This is a genomic window from Lacrimispora sp., assembly GCF_032078915.1.
Lineage (GTDB): Bacteria > Bacillota > Clostridia > Lachnospirales > Lachnospiraceae > Lacrimispora.
The window spans coordinates 24,828-48,001 of sequence record NZ_DAMAUN010000044.1 but is presented as its reverse complement, the minus strand read 5'-3'; the positions used below and the strand labels follow the sequence as shown (position 1 = coordinate 48,001).

14 protein-coding genes are annotated in these 23,174 nt (G+C 45.0%); 1 reads left to right on the top strand and 13 read right to left on the bottom strand.

The window, feature by feature from the left end; all coding sequences use genetic code 11:
- From RT269_RS17130 to gpr, 7 genes are all read right to left on the bottom strand, one after another.
- The coding region (locus RT269_RS17130; protein ID WP_442913826.1) for a MucBP domain-containing protein at positions 1 to 3,168 on the bottom strand (3,168 nt) is incomplete at its 3' end.
- Positions 3,169 to 3,213: 45 nt separating this feature from the next.
- The gene (locus tag RT269_RS17125; protein ID WP_313184367.1) at positions 3,214 to 4,866 is read right to left on the bottom strand and encodes a cell surface protein; all 1,653 of its coding nucleotides are present in this window, start codon (positions 4,864 to 4,866) and stop codon (positions 3,214 to 3,216) included.
- 324 nt (positions 4,867 to 5,190) lie between these two features.
- Positions 5,191 to 6,081 (bottom strand): tyrosine-type recombinase/integrase, encoded by an 891-nt coding sequence (locus RT269_RS17120; protein ID WP_313184366.1) that lies wholly within the window; start codon positions 6,079 to 6,081, stop codon positions 5,191 to 5,193.
- 382 nt (positions 6,082 to 6,463) lie between these two features.
- Positions 6,464 to 7,678 (bottom strand): radical SAM family heme chaperone HemW, encoded by a 1,215-nt coding sequence (gene hemW, locus RT269_RS17115; protein WP_313184364.1) that lies wholly within the window; start codon positions 7,676 to 7,678, stop codon positions 6,464 to 6,466.
- A complete protein-coding gene (gene lepA, locus RT269_RS17110; RefSeq protein WP_313184362.1) occupies positions 7,668 to 9,482 on the bottom strand; it encodes a translation elongation factor 4 in 1,815 nt (604 codons plus the stop codon). Before lepA ends, hemW begins: the two co-directional genes overlap by 11 nt.
- An 834-nt stretch (positions 9,483 to 10,316) precedes the next feature.
- Positions 10,317 to 11,729: a stage II sporulation protein P gene (locus RT269_RS17105; protein ID WP_313184360.1), complete on the bottom strand. Its 1,413-nt coding sequence runs from the start codon at positions 11,727 to 11,729 to the stop codon at positions 10,317 to 10,319.
- A gap of 56 nt (positions 11,730 to 11,785) precedes the next feature.
- Complete coding sequence (gene gpr / locus RT269_RS17100; protein WP_313184359.1) at positions 11,786 to 12,763, bottom strand: GPR endopeptidase; 978 nt, start codon at positions 12,761 to 12,763, stop codon at positions 11,786 to 11,788.
- Between the two features lie 328 nt (positions 12,764 to 13,091).
- Here gpr and rpsT point away from each other — a divergent pair, with 328 nt between their 5' ends.
- Complete coding sequence (gene rpsT, locus RT269_RS17095; protein ID WP_025231537.1) at positions 13,092 to 13,355, top strand: 30S ribosomal protein S20; 264 nt, start codon at positions 13,092 to 13,094, stop codon at positions 13,353 to 13,355.
- Between the two features lie 161 nt (positions 13,356 to 13,516).
- Here the strand turns inward: rpsT and RT269_RS17090 are convergent, their stop codons facing one another.
- From RT269_RS17090 to RT269_RS17065, 6 genes are all read right to left on the bottom strand, one after another.
- Positions 13,517 to 15,175: a glycoside hydrolase family 13 protein gene (locus RT269_RS17090; RefSeq protein WP_313184357.1), complete on the bottom strand. Its 1,659-nt coding sequence runs from the start codon at positions 15,173 to 15,175 to the stop codon at positions 13,517 to 13,519.
- Positions 15,176 to 15,244: 69 nt separating this feature from the next.
- Positions 15,245 to 16,975 (bottom strand): amylo-alpha-1,6-glucosidase, encoded by a 1,731-nt coding sequence (locus tag RT269_RS17085; protein ID WP_313184356.1) that lies wholly within the window; start codon positions 16,973 to 16,975, stop codon positions 15,245 to 15,247.
- A gap of 12 nt (positions 16,976 to 16,987) precedes the next feature.
- Positions 16,988 to 19,960 (bottom strand): beta-phosphoglucomutase, encoded by a 2,973-nt coding sequence (pgmB, locus tag RT269_RS17080; RefSeq protein WP_313184354.1) that lies wholly within the window; start codon positions 19,958 to 19,960, stop codon positions 16,988 to 16,990.
- Between the two features lie 17 nt (positions 19,961 to 19,977).
- Entirely contained in the window at positions 19,978 to 20,802 is an 825-nt protein-coding gene (locus tag RT269_RS17075) for a carbohydrate ABC transporter permease (RefSeq protein ID WP_313184353.1), read from the bottom strand.
- Positions 20,803 to 20,815: 13 nt separating this feature from the next.
- Positions 20,816 to 21,712, bottom strand: a complete 897-nt coding sequence (locus RT269_RS17070; RefSeq protein WP_313184351.1) for a carbohydrate ABC transporter permease — start codon at positions 21,710 to 21,712, stop codon at positions 20,816 to 20,818.
- 93 nt (positions 21,713 to 21,805) lie between these two features.
- A complete protein-coding gene (locus RT269_RS17065) occupies positions 21,806 to 23,164 on the bottom strand; it encodes an ABC transporter substrate-binding protein (protein WP_313184350.1) in 1,359 nt (452 codons plus the stop codon).
- Positions 23,165 to 23,174: the final 10 nt, after the last annotated feature.

The window sequence follows — 23,174 nt, the reverse complement described above, 5'->3', positions numbered from 1 at the left end:
GGTTCCGCTTCCCTGTTCCTGTACATCAGAAGAAACTCCGCTTCCATGGGAGATGGCGCCATTGATGCCTGATTTGTAAGTAATCCAGGCCCACTGGGACTGGACACGGTCATACCCGTAGCTGACGGTTAAGTCATCGCTTGGCATGGTCCCCGTATAATCATGTCCGGTATCAAAGCTTCCACTTGAATCCGGTACTGCTGCCGCACTTTCATAGCTATAACCGTATAAATCACGGTACTCCGCACTGACCGCCGTATCCGCTGTTTTCTGCTGGACTTCAGGAATAACGATATTCCTTAAGTTATTATCGGTCGTGTTGTTATCAAGATAGTTGACCGTAAACCGGTAGCCTTCCCCTGTTGCTTCATATACATATGTAATTTCTACCGGCTGGTTCGGCATGACGCCTGTAAAACCGCCGCTGCTTCCAAAGCTTCCCTGGACTGCACTGACCAGATTCCCATCCGTATCATCCGCAGTATCTCCGGCTGTTATGCTTCCTGATACGAACTGGTATCCGTATATATCCAGCGGACTTGTACTTATGGCATCCTCCGGGTAATACGCTGTCACACCCGGAGTATGGATCACGGTTCCGTTCTCCGTCACATAGCGCACCGTTAAATCCGATCTGGCTGCCGGATTATTGCGATCTACCTTGTATGCGTATTTCACAGCCGCATCCTGTCCCGGCATCCTTCCGGTAAATTCCCCAGTCGAGCCGTTAAAGGTTCCGATCGGCACTGCTCCAAGCCCGTCATAGTTATATTCAGCAGGGCTGGTCAGGGAATCCAAAAGGCTCCACAAATATCCATGGATGTTCTTTTTCTGGGACTGGAGTACCGATTCCACGGAATAGGTATTTGCCGTGGTCGTCGACTGGAACACGATGGAGCCGTTCTGATTGGTGTAATCCACCGTATAATCAAACTTTACTCCCGGATCCGACTCCCATATGGCATAGTAAGTAACCGGGCTTTCCGGATAGACAGCCGGCAGGGAGGAGATGTACTCCGGACTCGTCTGGCTGTTCACTTTGCTCCAGCCCTTAAATACGTATCCGTACCTGCTTACACTGGGAAACAGGGCGTTTACGCTGTTCCCGGCCGTTCCTGCCAGTGTCTGCGGCTGAGGCGTCCCTCCGTTGACGACAAAGGCGATGGATGCATCGATCCGGGTGCATTCATAGGTGACCACCACATCCTGCCCCGGCATGGTCCCGGTTATCTTTCCAAAATCGGCTCCTGCTGTTTCTATCGCAGTTAAGGTGCTTCCGGTCCCCTGGTCAATGGCGATTCCGGTAAAATCATACCCAGAAATAGCCGATGGCGGCGAAATTACCACCCCTTCTCCCGATGCAAAGGACTGGCTGGGGGTATCCGGTGCACCGGTTACAGTTCCTCCTGTAGCAGAATCCTGGTACGCAAAGCTTACGGTATATCCGTTACGCTTTAAGACCGTGTTCCGCGAGTTGTTTAAAGCTGAAGAACCAATCGCGGTATAAATCCCAGTACCGTTCCCTGTGTCTTTATCTGCAAAAAAGTTGTCTGCAAATGGGCAAGAAGTAATGCTTCCGGAATAATCAGCCGAAGGTACAGCTATAACAACTTCATGTCCCGCGACTGTTGAATCTCCGACCGAGGCATCCGGTATCTGCTCTGCAGTCACGCCGATCCGTGAGGCATCCAGATCTCCATTTACAGTAATTCGTTTTCCCTGTGCAAGATAAGCATTGTTTTTTTCTCCTGAAGAATTTACATTATCCTCAATGGTTACCAAATTTTTAACGGAAAAGCTTCCGTTACTGTCAAAATAAACAGCTCCCTTACCATTGGAAATGTTATCCTTTACCGTTCCATAATTCATTGACAGATTTGCTGCTCCCGTTATCTCTACCGCACTTCCTGATCCAGTTGAGGTCCCATTGCAATTTTTCACAACCGCTCCACTATTGATCTCAACCGTTCCGTTAGCTGCAGATATAAGCGGAGAGGATGTTTCCACGCCATTTCCGTCAAGGATGATGTCTGTAAATTTTATTGTTCCGCTTGAAACATTAAAAACTGAGCCGGTATAGGAATCTGCACGTTTCAAAGTCTTAATATAATCCGAATTTTCACTTGTGGGATTTCCAGCAGAATCAAAATCTGTACTTGCTATTGTAATATCCTTAGAAGACCCGGATATTGTTATAGGAGCCACTATATCCGGATAATCCATCACATAGATATACCCTTTTTTATTTCCAATTTTATTTAAAGCATATTCAATAGTTTTATACGGACTGCTGTATGTCCCTTGTGCCGAACTGCTGTCAGATCCAGTTGAAGATACATAGTAGGATGTATCTCGGATTGCAAAAGCCACACGCCTATGTACCACCTCATATGGATGGAGCTGAAAACTCCATGAATAAGCCATTGCTGAATCGGTTCCGCTTAATGAACTTCCTCCGCCCTCATTAAATACGTTAGCCCCCCATGAGGAATAATAACTTATCCATCTGGTTGTTGGTGGTGTAACGCCAAGACTACTGTCGTTTGTGATACAGTCAAATGTTTCCTGTGTTCCCGAGTTCACCATATGAAAACCGCGGTCATTTTTGTATATCGTAGCATTATCAGCAGTGCTTCCCGATCCTATCATTACATCTGTACCTGTCCCCAGTTTAACAGACCTGCCATTAGTTCCACCCTGTCCGTTTTTGTCATAAACGTAATAATCCACAAATACATATTTGTCATCCGGACTTGGTGAGACTGCAATTTTTAATTCCACACCCATACTTGCCAGTTCTTCCACGGCTCCATTGGTATTCCCATTTGCCTTATAAATGGTACCTCCATCAACCTGAAGGTAGGTTGCATACCCTTGCCAGCCATAGGTTGTCTGAATTCCACTTGTGCTGTATTCTATCTGCCCTGCTTGTAATCCGCACAAGTCAAAACGGTATGAGTTACCCCCAGTTTCGCCCGTTCCACTTCGTGGTCCAATCCATTTATATGCAGTTGCCTCACTGGCTCCGTTTCCAAGATCTTCATTTGTCAATTCTGAGGAAGCATACGCGATCACACTCATTCCCGGCAATAACTGGCAACCTATGATACAAACTGACAGAATCATCGCAAAAAAGCGTATACATAGCTGATACCATCTTTTTGATATTCCTGCTTTTTTACTTTTTATAGTCATATCCGTTATCTCCTCTGATTAGAAATTAAGCCTTTCTTCCGGAGGCAGTTCATCTGTGTAAGACTCTGTACCATAACCGGCAATCAGACCCTCTTCATATGGATTCTCCTTGTTGTCTTTGTCATAGTGATAGAAACCAATTCCATCAACTCCGTCTCTCCATCTGGGCTTTTCATCATCTCCCACCCATGCTGCAAATCTGTCGTTGATAATAAGGAGATATCCTCCATCTTTATCCTTTACTGCCTTTTTATCACCTTTTACAATCTTTCCATTCATATCTACCACCTGGTAATAGGTCTCATCGTTATTCCGAACCTCTACCACACCGTAGCCATATTCTTCATCTGCCTCCAGCCTAAGTCCGTTGATGTAATATCTGTTGTCTTTTCTCTGAAGCTTGTTCCGGTTCCCATATGCCTTTCCGTTTCCGGAAAATCCAAATGTAAAGATTCCATCCTCCAGCTCCACCTTGATCTCCTTTCCAATCTGCATGGACCCGTCATTTAATTCGTCTGGCGCAAACAGATACAGATCGGATTTTTCAATTCCATACAATGAGCCATCTATAAAATCCTCTGAACTCCAATCATCCACATCGTACTGGGCTACAAACTCCGATTTCCCGTCGAACAATACAAAGCCCGTCTTCATCCTTCCGATTCCGTCAAAGGCATAATTTTTTCCGCTGATGTTACGGATCCGGTTCCGGTAGACTTCCCCTTTTTCATCCGTGTGCCACCAGCTGCATTCCTGATCAAAATAATCCGTTTCATCCAGATTTTCAGACGGGTACATCCAAAACCACATATTTTTCAGAAGCTTGCCTCCATCGTATGCGGAATAAAATCTTGCAGATGTGGAGCTGGTAGGATTGCTTTTATCCGCATTGCTGATGGTTGCCACTTTGCCCCACCATGGATTCATAATTCCATTTTCATCAAATCCATAGGCATTTCCGCCGATATTCTTCTGCTTTAAAGTCTCTCCTTTGCTGAAAACCTTTTTAGAGCTTTCATCAAAGTAGATCCACATTTTTTCATAATCCGAATAATAGCGGTCGGTCATGTTGCTAAGCAGTTCAGAACCACCGGTTCCATAGCCGATTTCACCATAATCCAGCCATTTTTCTGTAAACAGAATCCCATCTTCTCCGGAATAATAAACCCCTTCTACAAACGGATCATCCGAATCATTGATGGAATTTCCATTTTCATCAAACCAACCAGTTAACATAAGTCCATCTTCATTAAACAGATAGGTATTTCCATTAATCTTCTTTTTGAAACTGTTGCCCTTTCTTTGATACGCCTTGCCATCCGTTCCAAAATAGTACCAGCCTTCTTCAAAATCACCTTCCGGATCTTTGGTTTCATCAATCCAGATCCAGGTGTTTTGAACCATCTTTCCATCTTCATCCACGAAATAACTGGTGTTTCCCAGATGGAAGATACAATTCTTAAGAATCGTTCCTTCCGATGATAAGTAATACCAACTATCCTTTGATTTTTTCCAAACGTTCGTCACCGGCTGATCATCCGAACCAAGGTATGACCATTCGCCATTCTCGATCTTCCAGCCTTCAGCAGCATAGACATCTTCATGAAAAGATGACATTAAAAAGCCTACCGATAGCGCGAAGATCATTAGCACACATAATCTCTTTTTCATTCCTCATCATTACCTTCCTTTCTCTTAAGCTACAACTTCATGGAGTTTTCCCCGTCATAGAGAAAATTGTCACTCAACATGGATACTGTTTGCAAAATACAACAGAATTCCTCTTTTGTTGTTTAAAAATAAGAAAAACCGGGTTTGATATAACGCTCCGGTTTTTCATATCTAAATATAAACACTATAAAAGGCCGGTTTTGCAAAAATAATGCAAACCAGCTTATTTGTTGTACCTGAATTTCAAAAAAGGGAGATTTTGAAGAAAAATAGTGGATTTTATTTCCTTTATGTAGTAGAATATTTTAAGATACTATTATGCTTTTACAACAAAAGAGGAATTCTGTCGTCAACTTCAACCAGCAATTTCAGACCTTCCAGCTGCCTTATATGGTTATAGCCGCTTTCTATCGTATAAATACGTGTCGTATTTACACTGCTATGTCCCAGTATATCAGCAAGCCTGGACAAATCCTTCTCTGAATCATAGTAAGATCTGGCAAATAAATGTCGTAAATTATGGGGATAAATTTTTTCCTGTGCAACGCCCGCTTCTACGCCCAATGCTTTCATTTCTCTCCAGATATTACTTCTGTCCAATGCAGCTCCATTCCTTGTTATAAAAATCATACCGCTTTCTATATGCTTTTTTTGTGCATACAATATTAACATCTGAGATAACTGTCTTGTAAGGAACACAGTTCTCACTTTCCCCTTACAATCCACTTCCGCCCGTCCTTTGGCTGCGGCTTCTACCGTAATAAAAGGTAGCTCCGATACCCTTATTCCGGTTGAACAGATCGTCTGCAGCAATAAAGCCAATCTTATATTACCTTTTTCCAAAGCAGTTTTAACCAATCTCCTATACTCATCCTTTGATAACTCCTTGTTCTCTGAACAAAAAGTATTGCGGCTGATTTTAAGAAATTTCACTCTACAATCCTCCCAATTGCAATAATTAAAAAAACCATTAAGCGCAGCCAAGGCCCCATTTACCGTCACAGGAGCCATTTTTTCACGCATAACACCCTTCCACATAATCACAATTTCTTTATTAGCAGATCTTCCATTGAGATAGCGCATGAATAAGCAGAGATTATATCGGTAACTCCGAATTGTTTCTTTGCTTTTTTCACAACCGTGCAACCACGCACAATATTCATTGATCAGCGTATCTGTAACGATTCTTGCTTTATTCTTACAGGCTATATCCATATTGTCCTCCTATTATGCAATACCATATTTCAAATACGAATCGTTCCCAATTCAGGGATAAAATATTCTACATTTGCGAAAAGTTAAAAATAAAAAACAGAAATCCTCTTGCAGAAAAAACAAGAAGATTTCTGTCTGGCATTGAAAAGAAAACCTATCAACTTTCCGTGCTTTCGTTTTTTAACGAAGCTTCTTCGAATTAAATGATTCTTGTTATAGTATAATAATATCGGACATAAAACCCAAAATTTCTCTTCTTATCTTCACCTATTATTCTACTTTAACGTAAATCAAACTAGTTGTATCATGTAATTAATATTAGATTAATTGTATTAAATAATGTTATATATTACCATCCTTCATTATAGCTAACGGATTCTGCTTATCTTAAAAACCGGCTCATGACATAATTACTGATGTCGATCCCTCTGGAGGTCAGACTATAACAGCCATCTTTATACTCCATTAGCCCTTCCTCTTCCATTGCATCCAGCACCATACCGTAAACACTCCGGATATTGTGGCCAAAGTTGCCGGCAAACCCGTGGGCTGAAATACCTTTCATGAGACGCAGTCCCAGAAACATGTATTCTTCCATCTTTTCCTCTAAAGACAGCTGCTCAAACTCCTGCCTCAACACTCTCTGAAATGCTTCTTCCTGGTCTAAATGGGCGCTGCAATACTCATCGAATGAAGAAGTATTGTGAAAACGGCATCCATTCAAATAAGAAGCTGCCCCCAGACCTAAGCCCAGATACTCAACTCCAGTCCAATAGCCAATGTTGTGCCTGCATTCGTATCCGTTTTTGGAGTAATTGGATATTTCATACCTTTCATACCCCTGTTCCTTTAGAAACTCCTGGGTCAGGTAATACATTTCTCGCTCTGTATCCTCATCCGGCAAATCCGGCAGAGACATAAGACTATGACCTTCTTCCGATGTCAGAGAGTGGTTTTTCATGTTTCCCTGCTCTCCATACCGGTCAAAATAAGGTGTCCCCTTTTCCACGATCAGACTATATGCAGATATATGCTCCGGCTTCAGCATTGTCACCTTTTTTAAGGTATTCTTCCATGATTCCAATGTCTGCCCTGGAATTGCTGAAATCAAATCCACATTTACGTTGTCAAATCCGGCCATACGAATTCTTTGATAGCTTTTCAGGAATTCATCGTAAGTATGAATTCTGCCTAAATAGCGCAGTTCTTTGTCATCTGCGGACTGAAGCCCCATACTGATCCGGTTTACTCCTGCTTCTCTGTAACAGGAAAGCGCCTCGGCCGTTACCGTACCAGGATTTATCTCCATCGTGATCTCTGCACCAGGAAGGATCTCAAACGCTTCCCTTAGAGCATGAAGAACTGCTGCCATGTCTCCTATATCTAATATAGAAGGAGTGCCTCCTCCTATGAATACACTGATTACCTGGTATTCTTTGACATTGGCACTCTGGCATTTGATCTCTTCTATTAACTTTTCTGTATATTCCCGCTGCATCTTCCGGTTACCGGGAAAAGATAAGAAATCGCAGTAAGCGCATTTACGTGCGCAGAACGGGATATGCACATAAATCTCAAGATTCTTTTTATTCATCATCTAATTTCAGTACGCTCATAAATGCCTTTTGCGGTATCTCTACGTTACCGACCTGGCGCATACGTTTTTTACCTTCCTTCTGCTTTTCAAGAAGTTTCTTCTTACGGGAAATATCACCGCCATAACATTTGGCTAAAACGTCCTTTCTCATGGCCTTCACTGTCTCACGGGCAATGATCTTGCCGCCGATAGCCGCCTGGATGGGGATCTCAAAAAGCTGTCTGGGGATCTCATCCTTAAGCTTCTCGCACATTCTCCGTCCCCTGTCATAGGCAGATAATGCATGAACGATAAAGGAAAGGGCATCCACTTCTTCCTTGTTTACCAAAATGTCCAGCTTCACAAGCTCTGACCTCTGGTAGCCCTTTAATTCATAATCAAATGACGCATAACCCTTGGAGCGGGATTTTAAGGCATCAAAGAAATCGTAAATGATTTCGTTTAAAGGAAGCTCATATCTTAAGAGTGCCCTGGTAGCTTCCATATATTCCATACCCAGATACACCCCCCGCCGTTCCTGGCACAGAGTCATGATGGCGCCTACAAATTCCGTGGTCACCATGATCTCAGCACTGACAATTGGTTCTTCCATATATTCAATTTCCGTTGGATCAGGCAGATTGGAAGGGTTTGTCAGTTCCAGCTTCTCACCGTTCTTTTTATAAACACGATAAACAACGCCGGGTGCCGTTGTTACCAGATCCAGATTATATTCCCGTTCCAGACGCTCTTGAATAACCTCCAGATGAAGAAGACCTAAAAATCCGCATCGGAAGCCAAAGCCAAGGGCAAGAGAAGTCTCTGGCTCAAAGAACAAGGAAGCATCGTTAAGCTGAAGCTTTTCCAAAGCATCCCGCAGATCATTATAACGGGCTCCATCCGCAGGATACAGGCCGCAGTATACCATGGATGTCACTTTCTTATAGCCTGAAAGAGGTTCTTTACAAGGCCGGTCCGCATTGGTGATGGTATCACCCACTGCGGTTTCTTTTACATTCTTTATGCTGGCTGTCAGGTATCCTACCATACCGGCGCTTAATAACTCGCACGGTAGGAACTGTCCTGCGCCGAAATAGCCAACCTCCACTACCTCTTCTATTGCTCCTGTCGCCATCATGCGCACCCTGTCGCCTTTTTTTACCGTTCCCTCTTTAACACGGAAGAAAACGATGACGCCTTTATAGGAATCATAAAGAGAGTCGAAAATCAGGGCCTGGAAGGGAGCTTCAGGGTCTCCCTTTGGAGCCGGGATCTTTTCAACAATCGCTTCTAAAACTGCTTCCACATTTTGACCTGTCTTTGCAGAAATCCTGGGAGCATCATGGGCTTCGATCCCGATGACATCTTCGATCTCCTCCACCACACGCTCCGGTTCCGCGCTTGGAAGATCGATTTTATTTAATACCGGAAATACGTCAAGATTGTGATCCAGAGCCATATAGACATTAGCCAGTGTCTGGGCCTCGATTCCCTGGGAAGCATCCACAACCAGGATGGCTCCGTCACAGGCTGCAAGGCTTCGGGAAACCTCATAGTTAAAGTCCACGTGACCTGGAGTGTCAATCATGTTAAAAATGTATTCTTCGCCGTTCACGGCCTTGTAAACGGTCCGGACTGCCTGGGCCTTAATGGTAATTCCCCGCTCCCGTTCCAAATCCATATTATCAAGCACCTGGGATTGCATTTCCCTGCTGGTGAGCAAACCTGTCTTCTCTATGATCCTGTCTGCAAGGGTCGACTTTCCGTGATCAATATGAGCGATAATACAAAAGTTGCGTATCTTATTCTGCTGGGCAGCTGCCATATAGTTAATTCCTCTTTTCTGATGTTTCTGGTGTTTTCCGGCCAGGCCCATCCCTAAGGGCACAATCCGCCAGATTACTATGATATCTTTAAAAATATACCATTAAAATTACCGATTGTCCACTGTGAAAGCGTTGAATTTCCTTGTAATTCCGTTGAAATAGCAAGGATGATTGCTTGATTTGCTGTCCTTGGTAAAAATAGCAGTATCATAGCGTTACTAAAATGGTACCACTTTCACTTGCAAATACAGTAACTATGTATTAGAATAATATTAAAGAAACAACCGCCCCAATACAAGTGGTTGGCCAAATACTCAGAATAGAAACTCCACCCTTTTCACTCGCCAAAGTTTACAAGGGTGGTTTTTCTATGCCCATTTCTGGGACTTTATAGAAAAACTCAACTTACAATTATAAAAAATAAAGGTAAGCAATGCTAAAATGAATGTACCAAAAGCCATAAGGTCTTTAAATTCGTACTTCATCCGCACCACCTCCCATCTATGTAATAATGGAAGGCCAACACCCTTGCAGTGACACGATTGTTCCATGTCATTATGGTAACATATTCCATTTTAATCTGCAATTATTTTCCTGGCAGCAAATTGATGGATACCTATATTCTGTTATATCTTTGATAATCTATACAGAGAAAAGACTACTAAATAAGTGGTATTTTTACAAGCATAGCCATTTTTACCCCAACCGTCATATTGAGGTTGCAGTGAAATTGCAGGAAATCGTATTAAATTTGCATCATTTCATAATAAATAGCAGGGATACCTAGGAGCTAAGCCGGTTCCCTGCTTTTTATTATTTAAATATACCATTTCTTAGTTACCTTGCAACACCATATCCAAAATTTCTGACAGAGGTTCCATGGCGTTTAACGCTTCCTGGTATGTATTGGTCTGGGCGCCTACTTCAATCAGGGCTGACCTTGCTCTTAAGTGCTGATTATACCGAAGGCCTTTTATGTATATTTTCCGGGTCAGATTCGGAAAATAGGCCGCAGCGTCAAGCTGCATCTGCAAGCTGAAAGCAAGGTTCTGCGTTCGATAAGGATTGGGAAGATACTCAATCGGCCCTTTTGGTGTCTGGCTGACCCCATTAAAAAACATAATGGGAGCGGTTGGTTTCCCGTTGACCTGGTTCACCATATGCAGATTCTCATTTACCCCATCCCGGTGAACATCCAGTATCACCTCTATCGAGGGGTTCTTCTGGAGGATTTCTGTAATGCCATCCAGGGCATAAGTATATGCTTTGTTTCTATCCAGCTTTCCGTTTTGCAAATCATAAACCGAAGTATCATGAATCACATTGTAACCTTTTTTGGTCAAAAGCTCCGTAAGATAGTTTCCGATTCCTACCACGGTTGCATTGGGATTATTCGGCCCGTGGTCCGAAAATTCCTCCTGGGAATGGGTATGGTAAATGAGGATCTGTGGTTTGTCATTTCCACCCTCCAGGGTAAAATCCTTGGAAAGAAACTCATCCGCCTTCATTAAATCCCTGCCTGCCGTTGTGGAGGTATGGATACTGTAAAAATGCTGGATGAGGAAGTCATAGTCAGCCAGCTGTTCCTTGCGGTATACGGCCCCTGCTATCGGCCATAAAGCGCTGGACGCACAGGTCATTGCAGGGTCCTTATCCGCAGTCAGCGTATTTCCTTTATCAGCTTTTGCCGCCTGGGCAGTCTCTGTTGTCTGATTTTGTTCCGGTATCTGATTGGCTGTCGTGTCCCCTCCAGCCGGCGGCTGCTCTGCCGGCTGTGCCTTATGGGTTCCGGCATTGATGCTTCCGTCTTCTCCGCTTTCCTCTCCGCCGTCATATAAAAGGAAGCTGTGTTCCTCATAAAATTTTCCGCTTTCCAAATATCCTTCATAGGCCGGATCCACTTCTCCATGGTTCGCTGACCCTTTGCCGCTGCCGCCATACCGGTAAAGCGGTGACTGACTGAAAAGGATATCACAGAGAGCGTTTATCATGGATTTTTCATGGGTTCCGGACAGAATACTGTTTTGATCACTCTCATCCCATGTTGCGGCCGGATACTGGAGCCTCCAGATATAGGAAATCCCGAAGCCGGCCCCTTCTTTCGCCCAATGTTCCACTTTATGCGGATCCGCCTTTTCTCTCACTTCTGATACTTCTTTTATGCTGAGAAGAACGGCCAGGACCAGGCTTACGATGATCATCATTTTTCTTATATACCAGTTAATTTCCTTCTTTCTCCGCCTCATAACCGCCTTCCTGCATAGATTATTCATAATATCCTATGCGGAATGCCTGCCATTTACTACGAATCTTCCTGTCCCAAAAATGCCAGATGGATTCCTTCCGAGATGGTAAAGCTAAGTTCCTTTACCGTTTCATCAATATCCGGAGGTGTCACATACATTGGCCCGAATTCCGGTTCCAGCAATTCCCGGATAAGATCATACTGCTCATCCGAATTCAGATTACTGATGAAATCTCCCATTCCCTTTGTTTCCATGCTTTCAGAAAGAGCGCCAATCATGGCGGAAAACGTATCATGGACAATGGCTGCCGCCCCTACAACGGTAGGCACTCCGATGGCCATGACCGGCACGCCAAGGCTTTCCAAAGTAAGGCTGTGTCTGTGATTGCCAACTCCTGATCCCGGATGGATTCCTGTATTCGTAAGCTGAATGGTAGTTCCAAGCCGCTTTACGCTTCTGGCTGCCAGCGCATCAATGGCAATGATGAGATCCGGCTCTGTTTCTTTAATAATTCCTTTTAAGATCTCGGCACTTTCCATTCCTGTCTGAGCCATGACTCCCGGAACGATACCGCTGATAATTGGCATGGTTCTTCCCTTCCAGAAATCATCTCCGTACTGGATTTTCAGATGCCTTGTTACCTGTAGATTTTTTAAAACTCTGGGGCCAAGGGAGTCCGGTGTCACGGAAGAATTGCCAAGCCCGGCCACCAAAACATGAAAATTCGGTTTCCGGTAATCTTTTCCTGCAAGGAGTCGTTCGATCTGGTTTGCCAGCTCCTCCGATACTTCTCTGTGATAATCTTCGTCTTTCATGGAAAGCTCATCGGCCTCCAGGGTAATATAGGTCCCAATGGGTTTTCCCATGGCCTTTGAGCCTTTTTCGTCAAGAATTTTTACCTCGGTCATTTTTATGTGACTGTCTGATCGATGCCACTCACGCAGAGACACTCCTGATATCTCACCGCCATCACCCGGGAAACTCTCTCTTTCTTCTACCGCAAGGTCTGTACGCACTGTAAATGTGTTTTCCATTTTTTCCACCTTTCCTATTTACTGCCCATGCTTTTTGGGCATAAAGGTATTCCTTAAGGCATTCCTCTTTATTGCCAATGTTTTTTGGCATAAAGGTTTGCCTGTACGGCTTTCCTCTTTATTACTCATGCTTTTTGGGCATAAAGGCATGCCTATATGGCTTTCCAGCATTTCTAAGGTATTTTCTGCAAAAATACGGGAATTATGTATTGACATCTGCGTTGAAATTCGATAGAATACTAAGGTATGTTTACATTGAACTGTCCGTGTCCAGGCTTTGATGCAAAACAAATAATAATCATATATCATATTATTGGAGGTGTACCGATTGGCTAACATTAAATCTGCAAAAAAGAGAATTTTAGTAAACGAAACAAAGGCTGCAAGAAATAAAGCGATCAGATCCAAAGTGAAAACATCTATCAAGAAGGTAGAGGCTGCTATCGTTGCCGGTGACAAGGCTGCTGCACAGGCAATTTTAGTAAACACTATCTCAGAGATCGATAAGGCTACTACTAAGGGCGTATATCATAAGAATACCGCTTCCAGAAAAGTATCCAGAATCTCAAAGGCTGTAAACACAATGGCTTAATTCATAGAACAGACTTTTATCCCATTCGGAATAACCCACTGAATGGGATTTTTTGTGCAGTTTTAAGGCTTTTACAAAATAGTCTCACACAGAACTATTTTGTAAAAGCCTTTTTTTATAGTCAATTGGATATTCTCAATCCGCTGCATGATGAGGTTAAACTATTGATAAATCACAAATGCTTCATAAGGTTTCAGCTCTCCGCTTTTTCTCTCCTTTGTATCATAATTGCCGATCAAAACGGTTCCTGATTCAAATTCCTCTGGTATGCTGTAATTTAACGTCCGTCCGCAGAAGCTGCATACGACCAGAAGCTTCCTGTCTCCCAGGGTCCTCACGTAGGCATAGATATCCGGATCATCGGGAAGCAGCAGCTCGTAACTGCCATAAACGATGATCTCATATTCGTGGCGCAGAGCGATCAATTGTTTATAATAATGGAATACAGAAGTCTTTCGTTCTACCTGTTCTTTGGCATTGATGCTTTCATAATTGGGATTTACCATGATCCACGGGGCGGCTTCTGAAAATCCGGCATTTGCGCTTGTATCCCACTGCATAGGGGTCCTCGCATTGTCCCGGCTCTTATACCTTAAATACTTCATCATTTCCTCTTGGGTAAAAATTCCTTTTTCTGTCAGCTCATAGTAGGCATTTATGCTGTCCAGATCCCGAAAGTCATGGATGGTTTTAAAGGGGACATTGGTCATTCCTAATTCCTCTCCCTGATACACATAAGGAGTTCCCTGCATCATATGGAGGCAGGTAGCAAGCATCTTGGCTGAGCGCTCCCGGTATTCCTCACAGTCGCTTCCAAAACGGGAAACAACTCTGGGCTGGTCATGATTATCCCAAAACAGGCTGTTCCAGGCTATTCCCTCAAGCCCTTTCTGCCATTTTGTCATAATGGCTTTAAGATCCGGAAGATGGAGCTTCTTATCCGTCCATTTGTTGTCGGGATCCCCATCCACATCCATATGCTCAAACTGGAATACCATGTTAAGTTCACTTCCATCAGAGGATGCGTATCTGGCCGCTTCCTCAAGAGTCACGCCGGAGCACTCTCCTACCGTCATGATATCATAGCCGGATAAAACCTCCCGGTTCATTTCCTTTAAATATTCGTGAACCTTTGGACCGTTGGCGGAAACATTAAAGCTGGCATACCCATTGATCATGGCCGGACCGTCGGGAAGTCCTTCCTGCTTGGAAATCAGGCTGATCACATCCATGCGGAATCCGTCGATGCCCTTATCCAGCCACCATTTCATCATATCGTATACCTCTGTCCGGACTTTCCCGTTATCCCAGTTTAAGTCAGGTTGTTTTTCGGAAAAAAGATGAAGGAAATACTGATCTGTTTCCTCATCATATTTCCATGCAGGTCCGGAAAAGCAGGATCCCCAGTTATTGGGCTCTTTTCCGTCTTTTCCATCTCTCCATATGTAATAATCCCGGAAAGGATTATCCTTTGATTTTCTGCTTTCTAAAAACCATGAATGCTCATCTGAGGTGTGGTTTACCACAAGATCCATAACCAGTTTGATTCCCCGTTTATGCAGCTCTTCTAAAAGTCTGTCAAAGTCCTCCATGGTTCCAAATTCCTTCATGATGTCACGGTAATCACGGATATCGTAGCCATTGTCATCGTTTGGGGAATCGTACACGGGAGACAGCCAGACCACATCGATCCCCAGCTCTTTTAAATAGTCCAGCTTGCTTATGATCCCCCCTATATCGCCGATCCCATCCCCATTGCTGTCACAGAAGCTTCTGGGGTAAATTTGATATACTACAGATTCATTCCACCATATTTTCATAGTCTTCTCCTTTCTACTACAATATATTTATGGTTAATGTGCCTGACAGCCAGTCAGGTCACGCCCCATCTATTCCAATACATAATCACGCAACAGAATAAGAAACACACTGGCTGTCCAGGTAAAGCCGTGATCCCTCAGGCCCCGCCCGTCCAGTGCACTGTAATTTTCATAAAATCCATTTTCAGCACAAAGTCTGCAGAAACGTTCCGCATAAAAGCGTGCCTCTTTCTGTCTGCCGCACTGTCTTAAGGCATCGACCAGAATCATGGCAGCGGCTGGCCATACCGCTCCCCGCCAGTATCCGTCTTCTTCAAACAGCATGCTGTCTAAAGGCTCTGATGCAAACCCCCAGGGACCGGCCAGATGGCCTTTCTCTAAAAGCTCTGAAATCAGATTTTCCCGAAGCTTCTCTGGAAGGCGTTCCCCAAGAATCAGGGGAAGATACAAGATCAGGGAATCGGAAGGAACCACTTCCATCTCAGGGATCTTCACCGCTTCAAACCGGCCCTCTCTCACAAAATAGGCCAACAGCTTAGAGAGCAGATTTTCCCCTTTTTCCTTCCACGCTTCCGCCTCTGACATCCACCCAAGCTGTCTTGCCGTATGCTCCAGAAACTCCATCTGCAAGACTAGCCAGGCCGATAAATCCGGCGACTGGACCGGCAAGCCCAGACGGAAAACGGTGGCATTGTCCCAGCCGGAATCATTGCCATGCTGGTAGGTAGGGATGCCGTTTTCCTCCACCCGGTAGGTCATCCACCAATCGGTAAAGGAGGCGACGGAACGGTACAGCCTCTCCTTTACTTCACTGCCCGGATCATGGATCTGAAACATTTTCTTTAGAATAAATCCCTGGACCGGAGGCTTAACAAAGGAACGGATGACCGTCCTTGCCTGGTAAGCATCGGGGTATGCGCCATACTCATCCTGTTGGTCCGCCATGGCTAAAAACTGGCCGTATGCCAGCTCTGGATGGGACGAGACCAGGGCAAGGCCGTTAAAGGCATAATCCCAGCTCCATACAAGATTCATCCAGTTCTTCGTCATGACCATAACCGGTCTTTTGATATAACCGGAAGGCTGGAGCACGGAATGCCACAAAACATAGGCTGCTTCCCTTCCAGCTTTTTCAAAAGCAGGATCTGTCCCTTTTAAACCGTTCATGATCCCGTTCATGATCCCTTTCTCAAACTCCAGATATTCTTCTTTTACCGTCTGGCGGCACAAGGCATAGCTCCCGTACTCTTTTTTCTGCGGGCTTAAACCGGTAAGGGTAATTACGGCCAACAGCTCTCCCTTCTCCGGGCTTAGAAGAAGTTCCAGCCTGCTGCTTCCAAAGCCATTGTCCGGACATGCCGATTGATCCTTTGCCTTTCCTTTTCGCAGGATTACATGGAGGGCCATATCATCTCCCGCTATTTCAAAGCTTCCATCCATGTGTCCCATCACTCTGTCATAGGAACCCGCTTTTGTCTTTGTAATCAGAACAGAGCTGTTTGATTTCAGAAGAAACCCTTCCTCATCCCCAAAGCAGATGGAGTATTCTCCTGTTTCAGAAGTTACGTCCAGTTCCCAGGGCGACATGGAAACTGCTATCGTCTCTTCCGGCTTCCCATCATCGTTTACCGGGATGATGGGATAAGTCTCCTGTTGGGAAAACGCACCGTAAAGTACCCGCACCGCCATGTGGCCGTCAAATTCCTTCGTGCCATCCTGAGGATAGGAAAATGCCAAATAAGAGCCGTATCTGCTAAAGGGTACGGAGCGGATATCCAGTTGTCTCCTGTGTTCCTCCATCTGATTTCCTCCTTATCCAACGATCTCCAGCAACTGGCAGAAGGCTGACAGCTTATAATCTGCTAATAACGATTTTACCGCATCTCCCACTGCTCCGCAATCCATTCCGCCAGATTTTGCTGCCATAAGCCCTGCCTCGGCGTCTTCTACCACAAGACAGCTTTCCGCCTTGCAGTTTAGCATGGCTGCTGCCTTTTGAAATACTTCCGGATGAGGCTTTGAATGAGTGATTGCATTTCCGTCAGAGACTGCGTCAAAAAAATGTTCCAATCCCAGCTGCTTTAAGATCAGCCCTGCGTTCTTGCTGGAGGAACCGATCGCCAGTTTTATCCCCCGTTTTCTAAGCTCTATCAACGTATCCTTTGTTTCCTCCGGCAAATCGGAAGGGGTCATGCCTTCCAACAGTTTTTTATAACCCTCATTTTTCTTCGTTAAATATCTTTCCTTATCTTCTTCCCTCATGACCTTATCATACCGTTCCAATATGATATCAAAGCTCTCCTTCCGGCTGACACCCCGCAGCCGGTTATTGATGACCTCATCAAAATAAATCCCCAGCTCATCTGCCACCTCTTTCCATGCAAGATAGTGGTAATGATCGGTATGGCAGATCACTCCGTCCAAATCAAAAATAACCGCTTCATAGATTTTCTTTTCCACGTAAACAGATGCTTCCGGTTCCACACTGCTGTTTCTTCCGAATACCATAAGCGATACCGGGCAGCTTCCGTTGTTTGCGATTGTAACGCCTTTCTTATCCACTGTAACCGTCAGCTTCTGGCCCTTCCATACCAAAGGAAACCGAAGCTCTTCCCAGGCCTTAGGAAGCTTGGGATTAAGTTCCAGGCCGCCGCGGCGGATCCTAAGCCCTCCAAAGCCCATGACGCAGCTTAACCATATCCCACCGATGGAGGCACTGTGAATTCCTTCCTCCGATGATTTCATATTGGGTCCCAGATCGATGGAGCATGCCGCCTGATGCATCTGGTAGGCCATGTCCTCCATTCCGTAATCATTGGCTAACACTGCATGAACGCAGCGGCTTAAGGATGAATCATGAAGGGTCTTATCTTCATAAAATACAAAGTTTTTCCTTTTTGTTTCCAAGGAAAACAAATTAGGCATCACAAAATCCAGCATGACCGTATCGGCCTGTTTGGAAACCATGAGTTTCCCCATCTGCTCCATATTATAATCCTGGTGGATTAAAAGGACCTTTCCGGAAGCCTTATAAGGTGCCAGTTCAATGGGCTCTAAGCTCATATACTGGTCGGTCTGAGGAACAATGCCGTTTTCCCCCGGCGCCGGTAAGTAGAGCTTTGCCCTCTTTTCCTTCAGCCTCTGTTTTAACCGGTCAAAACGGAACTTCTCATCCAGCCGGTCTGAAACCTCCTTATTTTCCTTTGGCAAAGCTTCCATAATACGTTCGGCCAGCCCCATATTATAATCCGCCATATAATTGGTATAGGCATTATTATCCACATGCTCCTTATACTCATCCGGCCCGATCACATCAAGGATTTCGTAACAATCCTTTTTCTCATTCCATTCCAGCCGGCTGGACCAGAAAAGAGCCGTATCCAATATGATTTCATATCCGTACCGGTCCATATAGTCCTGATCTCCGGAGGCCTGGTAATACTGCCATACCGCATAAGCCACATCTGCACTGATATGATGCTCGATTAATCCTGTCAGGCACTTTTGCACCTTGCCCGTTACCACGTCGGTGCCAAGATATAAGGGAGTTACCTCACCGTCATCGATCCAGGCGCACTCCCATGGATACATGGCCCCTTCCCAGCCGTTTTCGACGGCCTTTTTGCGGGCGCCGTAGAGATTTCTGTAGCGGTATTCCAGAAGGGTTCTGGCGGTTTGGGGTTCCGTAAGGGTAAAATAAGGCAGGATGAACATTTCCGTATCCCAAAAGGAATGGCCCTTATAGCCTTCTCCTGTCAGAGCCTTTGCAGCGATCCCCACCCGGTTGTCGTCCTTTTTCACCATGATATTCAGATGATACTGGGCAAACCGGAGGGCAAGCTGGTCAAAATCATTATTTCCCCGTATGGTCACCTCATGATCTTTCCAGAATTCTTGCCACACTGCCTCTGACTCTGCCAGCAGTCTGTCATATCCCTTATCAGATTCGATCTGCAAACACTCCATGCCGTCTGCTTTCAGCCGATTAAGAACATCGGAGTGCTCTTCCTTTTCGTAAGCCAGATCCCTGGAAGAATGAAAGCAGGATATCTTTTCTAAGCGGATGGTTTCACCGGCCTCTGCTTTCACGGACCAGCGCAGATCCATAGTTCTTCTTCCCATAACCGGAAGAGGCTTTTCCTCCCGGCTTATCCTGCAGGCACTATGGACCGCCGCCAGCACCCGGGACTCGGTGGTTTCCGCCAAAAACTGCATGGTGATGCCGTCATAGATCCTGCGCCTTAAATTCTCAAAATGCATGGCCCCATGGTTTGTCACATCTCCATGAATTCCCGTTTCAATCACCAGCTGCGCGCTGTTGTCACAGGACAGCTCCAGGCATTCCGCCGCAACATGTTCATTTTTTAAGGACACAAACCGTTTAAAAACAGCCGTTACCAGAGTCTTGGACGGACATTCCCACACAACCTTTCTGGTGGTTTCTCCGTTCTTTAAGTTCATGATCCTGGAATACTCCATGACCTTACCTGACTGCAGGTTCAGACGATATCCGTCAACATAGATATCCATAGCAGTTACATCAGGAAGATTGGGAAGCTCCGTCACCTCTTCATCTCCCGCTTTATTGAAGGTTCCGGTGATGAACGTGTTCCTCACCTCTTCCACATACCGCTCTTCCAGAGCGTTTCGCATCCCTATGTAACCATTTCCCTGGGCAAAAACCGCCTCATATTTTCCCAGGTTCCGGACATCAAATTCCGTTTCCTCCATCAGCCAGTTTTTTAAATCTCCCTGACCCTTCAAAAAATTCATTGTGTTAATCATTATGCTCTCCTATATTGTCAGCCTTTTACTCCTGATGCCGCAACGCTGGCCTGTACCTGCTCCTGGGCCAGCGCATATAAAATGATGCCCGGAAGCACGACAAGGGTCAAAGCGGCAAACAGCTTTGTGTAGTCATATGAAAATGATTCGGTAAAAAATTGCAGCGCCACCGGCAGAGTCCTGTTCTTATTGGAAGAGGTCAGCAGGGAAGCGTAAAAAAATTCATTCCAGTTATTCAAAAACATAAGAATTCCGGCCGTAGCCAGCCCTCCTTTTGCCAGCGGAAGGTTGATCTGGAAAAATACCCGGAGAAAACCAGCCCCTTCCAGCCTGGCCGCCTCATCTAAGGATGACGGAATGGACATAAAGGTGGATTTTAAGATAAACACGGACATTGCCAGCCCCATGGATAAGTAAACCACCGCCAGACCCCAGATGTTGTCATACAGATTTATCTTCATGATCAGGGAAAAGATGGGCTGTGCCTTGGAATGGGAAGGGACCAGCAGGGTAATGGTAAACAAGGCAAAAATCAGGGATTTACCTGGAAAACGGTACTTTCCGATCACATAAGCGCCCATGGCAAAGAACAGCAGCGACAGGAGCGTTGAGGTAATGCAGACCAGAAAGGAATTGACCGCGTACCGCAGAAAATCGTATTTCTCAAATAAGTATATATATGGTTCAAAACTTATGGAAGTCGGCAGTGTAAATGGATTTCCAAGAATCTGGGCATTTGTTTTAAAAGATGACATGATCACCCAGAGAATCGGAAAGACCGATATGAGCACAGTAAAGACCATAAGAAAATACATACAAAACACAGTAATTTTTTTCTTCATTTCGCCCCTCCTCCTAATAGATGCTGTCATTCATACGGAATGTAATATTGACGGCTGCCAGAATGATTAAGCCCAAAGCAAACATGACCATACCGTTGGCATTGGCGTATCCGTATTTCATATCAGAAATGGAATTGACCAGAATTAATGGTATGTTCATAGTATCGTCCCCAGGGCCGCCTGCGGTCGTCAGCCTGATCTGCTCATACATGGCGATCCTGGAAGTGATGGAACAGATCACTCCGGTTCCAATGGCATTTCTGCAAAGGGGAAGCATGATATGACGGGTCAGCTGCCACGGGGATGCCCCGTCTACCCTTGCCGCTTCCACCACTTCCTCCGGGACCGCCATCAAATCATTTAATACCACCAGGGTTACAATCACCGCATAAAAGATCCAGGTGCATGTAACCGCCCAGAATGCATATGGGGACTGGAAGAACCATTGGACATGAAAGTCCGGAGAAAATTTTCGGATCAGGTTATTTAAAATACCCATATCATCATTGAAGATGAATTTATAAATCATGGCCCAGGCAGCCGCTGAGATCACATTAGGCACCATAAAGATCACTCTGGTGAATTTCCAGCCTTTAGGCTTTGCATACAGGACAAAGGCCATCAGCACGCCGAATCCTACGTGGAGAGTGGCGGCAATCACGGACCAGGCAAGAAGGTTTTTCAAAGATATGAGAAAGGTTTTGGAATGAAAAAGATCGATGTAATTTTTTAGCCCTATGAAGACCGGTTTGTTGAAGCCATCCCACTTTGTAAAGGATGTGGCGATTACTGTAAGGATTGGTGATAAGTAAAACAGCAAAAATATCAGGAGGGAGGGCAGTAAAAATAAGTAGCACCACTTATAATTCCTTCTCTCCAAAACAGTGGAATTTGATTTACCTGCTTTCATTTTCTTCCCCTCTTTCTAAAAAATACTGTTGCATTACACCTGTTCACACAGGCTTTTGCAACAGTATTTAACCGAATTCCCATGTTACAATGTTTAGTTTTTAGCTTCTTCCGCCTTCTGAGTCAACTGACTGCAGAATTCCTCCGGCGTAAGAGTTCCATCTGCAAGCTTAGGAAGCAGCTTTCCAAATTCCGTATCAGCAACAGAAGCCGGCATCACATCGAAAATAGATGCTGTGTATCTGGTATTTTCATCCATGCTTTCGGCAAGCTGGGATAAGATGCGGTTTTCTGCCTGTTTCTTTAAGAATTCGTCGCTGTAATCAAGCTTCGGAGCCACTCCGCCTTCGGTCAGTACCAGCTGCTCGATTTCTTCCTTGGAATCACGGAAAGCAAAGAAAGCTTTTGCCAGCTCCTTTTCCTCATCAGAAGCGGTATCTGCGATCCAGAATTCACCGAATACTCTTGGATTGGCAATAGCAAAATTCCCTGGATAAATATCTGAAGTCACTTCCTCACCGGTAAACCCATTTGACCACTTGTCTGCTGATTCTTCATCAAAATCGGAGGCCATCCAGGAACCGTTGCATATGAGGGCAGCACTCTTGCTCATAAATGCATTGGCTGCATCTGCGTAAGCTGCGCCAATGGTATTGGCTGATGCATTACTCTGAAGGAGTTTCTGCAGAATGGATATAGCGGAAACGATCTTTGCATCGTTGTAATCATACAGCTTGTCATCCACATACTGTGCCAGATATGTCTCTCCCCCCTCCTGATTTGCAATAAGGGCAGTGAGAAGAAGTCCTGATGTCCAGGCATTTTCCGCAGTCTGGAATGCAAACTTATTATCTCCGATGCTTTCCATGAACTCGTCAAGCTTCATATCCTTAACGGCTTTTTCCGGCTTATACATGGTATTGTTATAATAAAGACCCACAGGCTTTAACACGGAAAGGGGCTTGCAGATGAGTTTTCCGTCCACGGTGCAGTAATCCATGGAGTCATCAATCCAGTTATTTTTTACCTCCGGGTTCGCATTTGCAAAGTCGCTTAAGTCATATGCCATGCCATTGGCAAGAACTACGCTCTTAAACCACTGAAGATCGATACCACCGGAGCCAGGTGCGTGGACAATGGCGGGAAGCTTATTCTGCTGGGCCAATTGCTTAATCTTTTCCGCATACTGGGCCTGAGGAACCTCCTCGATCACGATCTTATACTTGCCTGCGTACTTCTGATTAAACCGTTCTACTTCAGGAAGAAAGAAAACAGCACCAACATTTTCACCTGCCAGATAGGTTGGAAAAGTCATCTGTATTTCCTTACCCGGCGCATTATCTGAATTGCCTGCCCCTGGTGCCGTTGTTTTACTGTTCCCACCGGAACAGCCGCTGATCACCGCTGCCGCAGCCATAACAGCTGCCATAATCCCCGCCAATTTTCTTTTCATAAATTTCCTC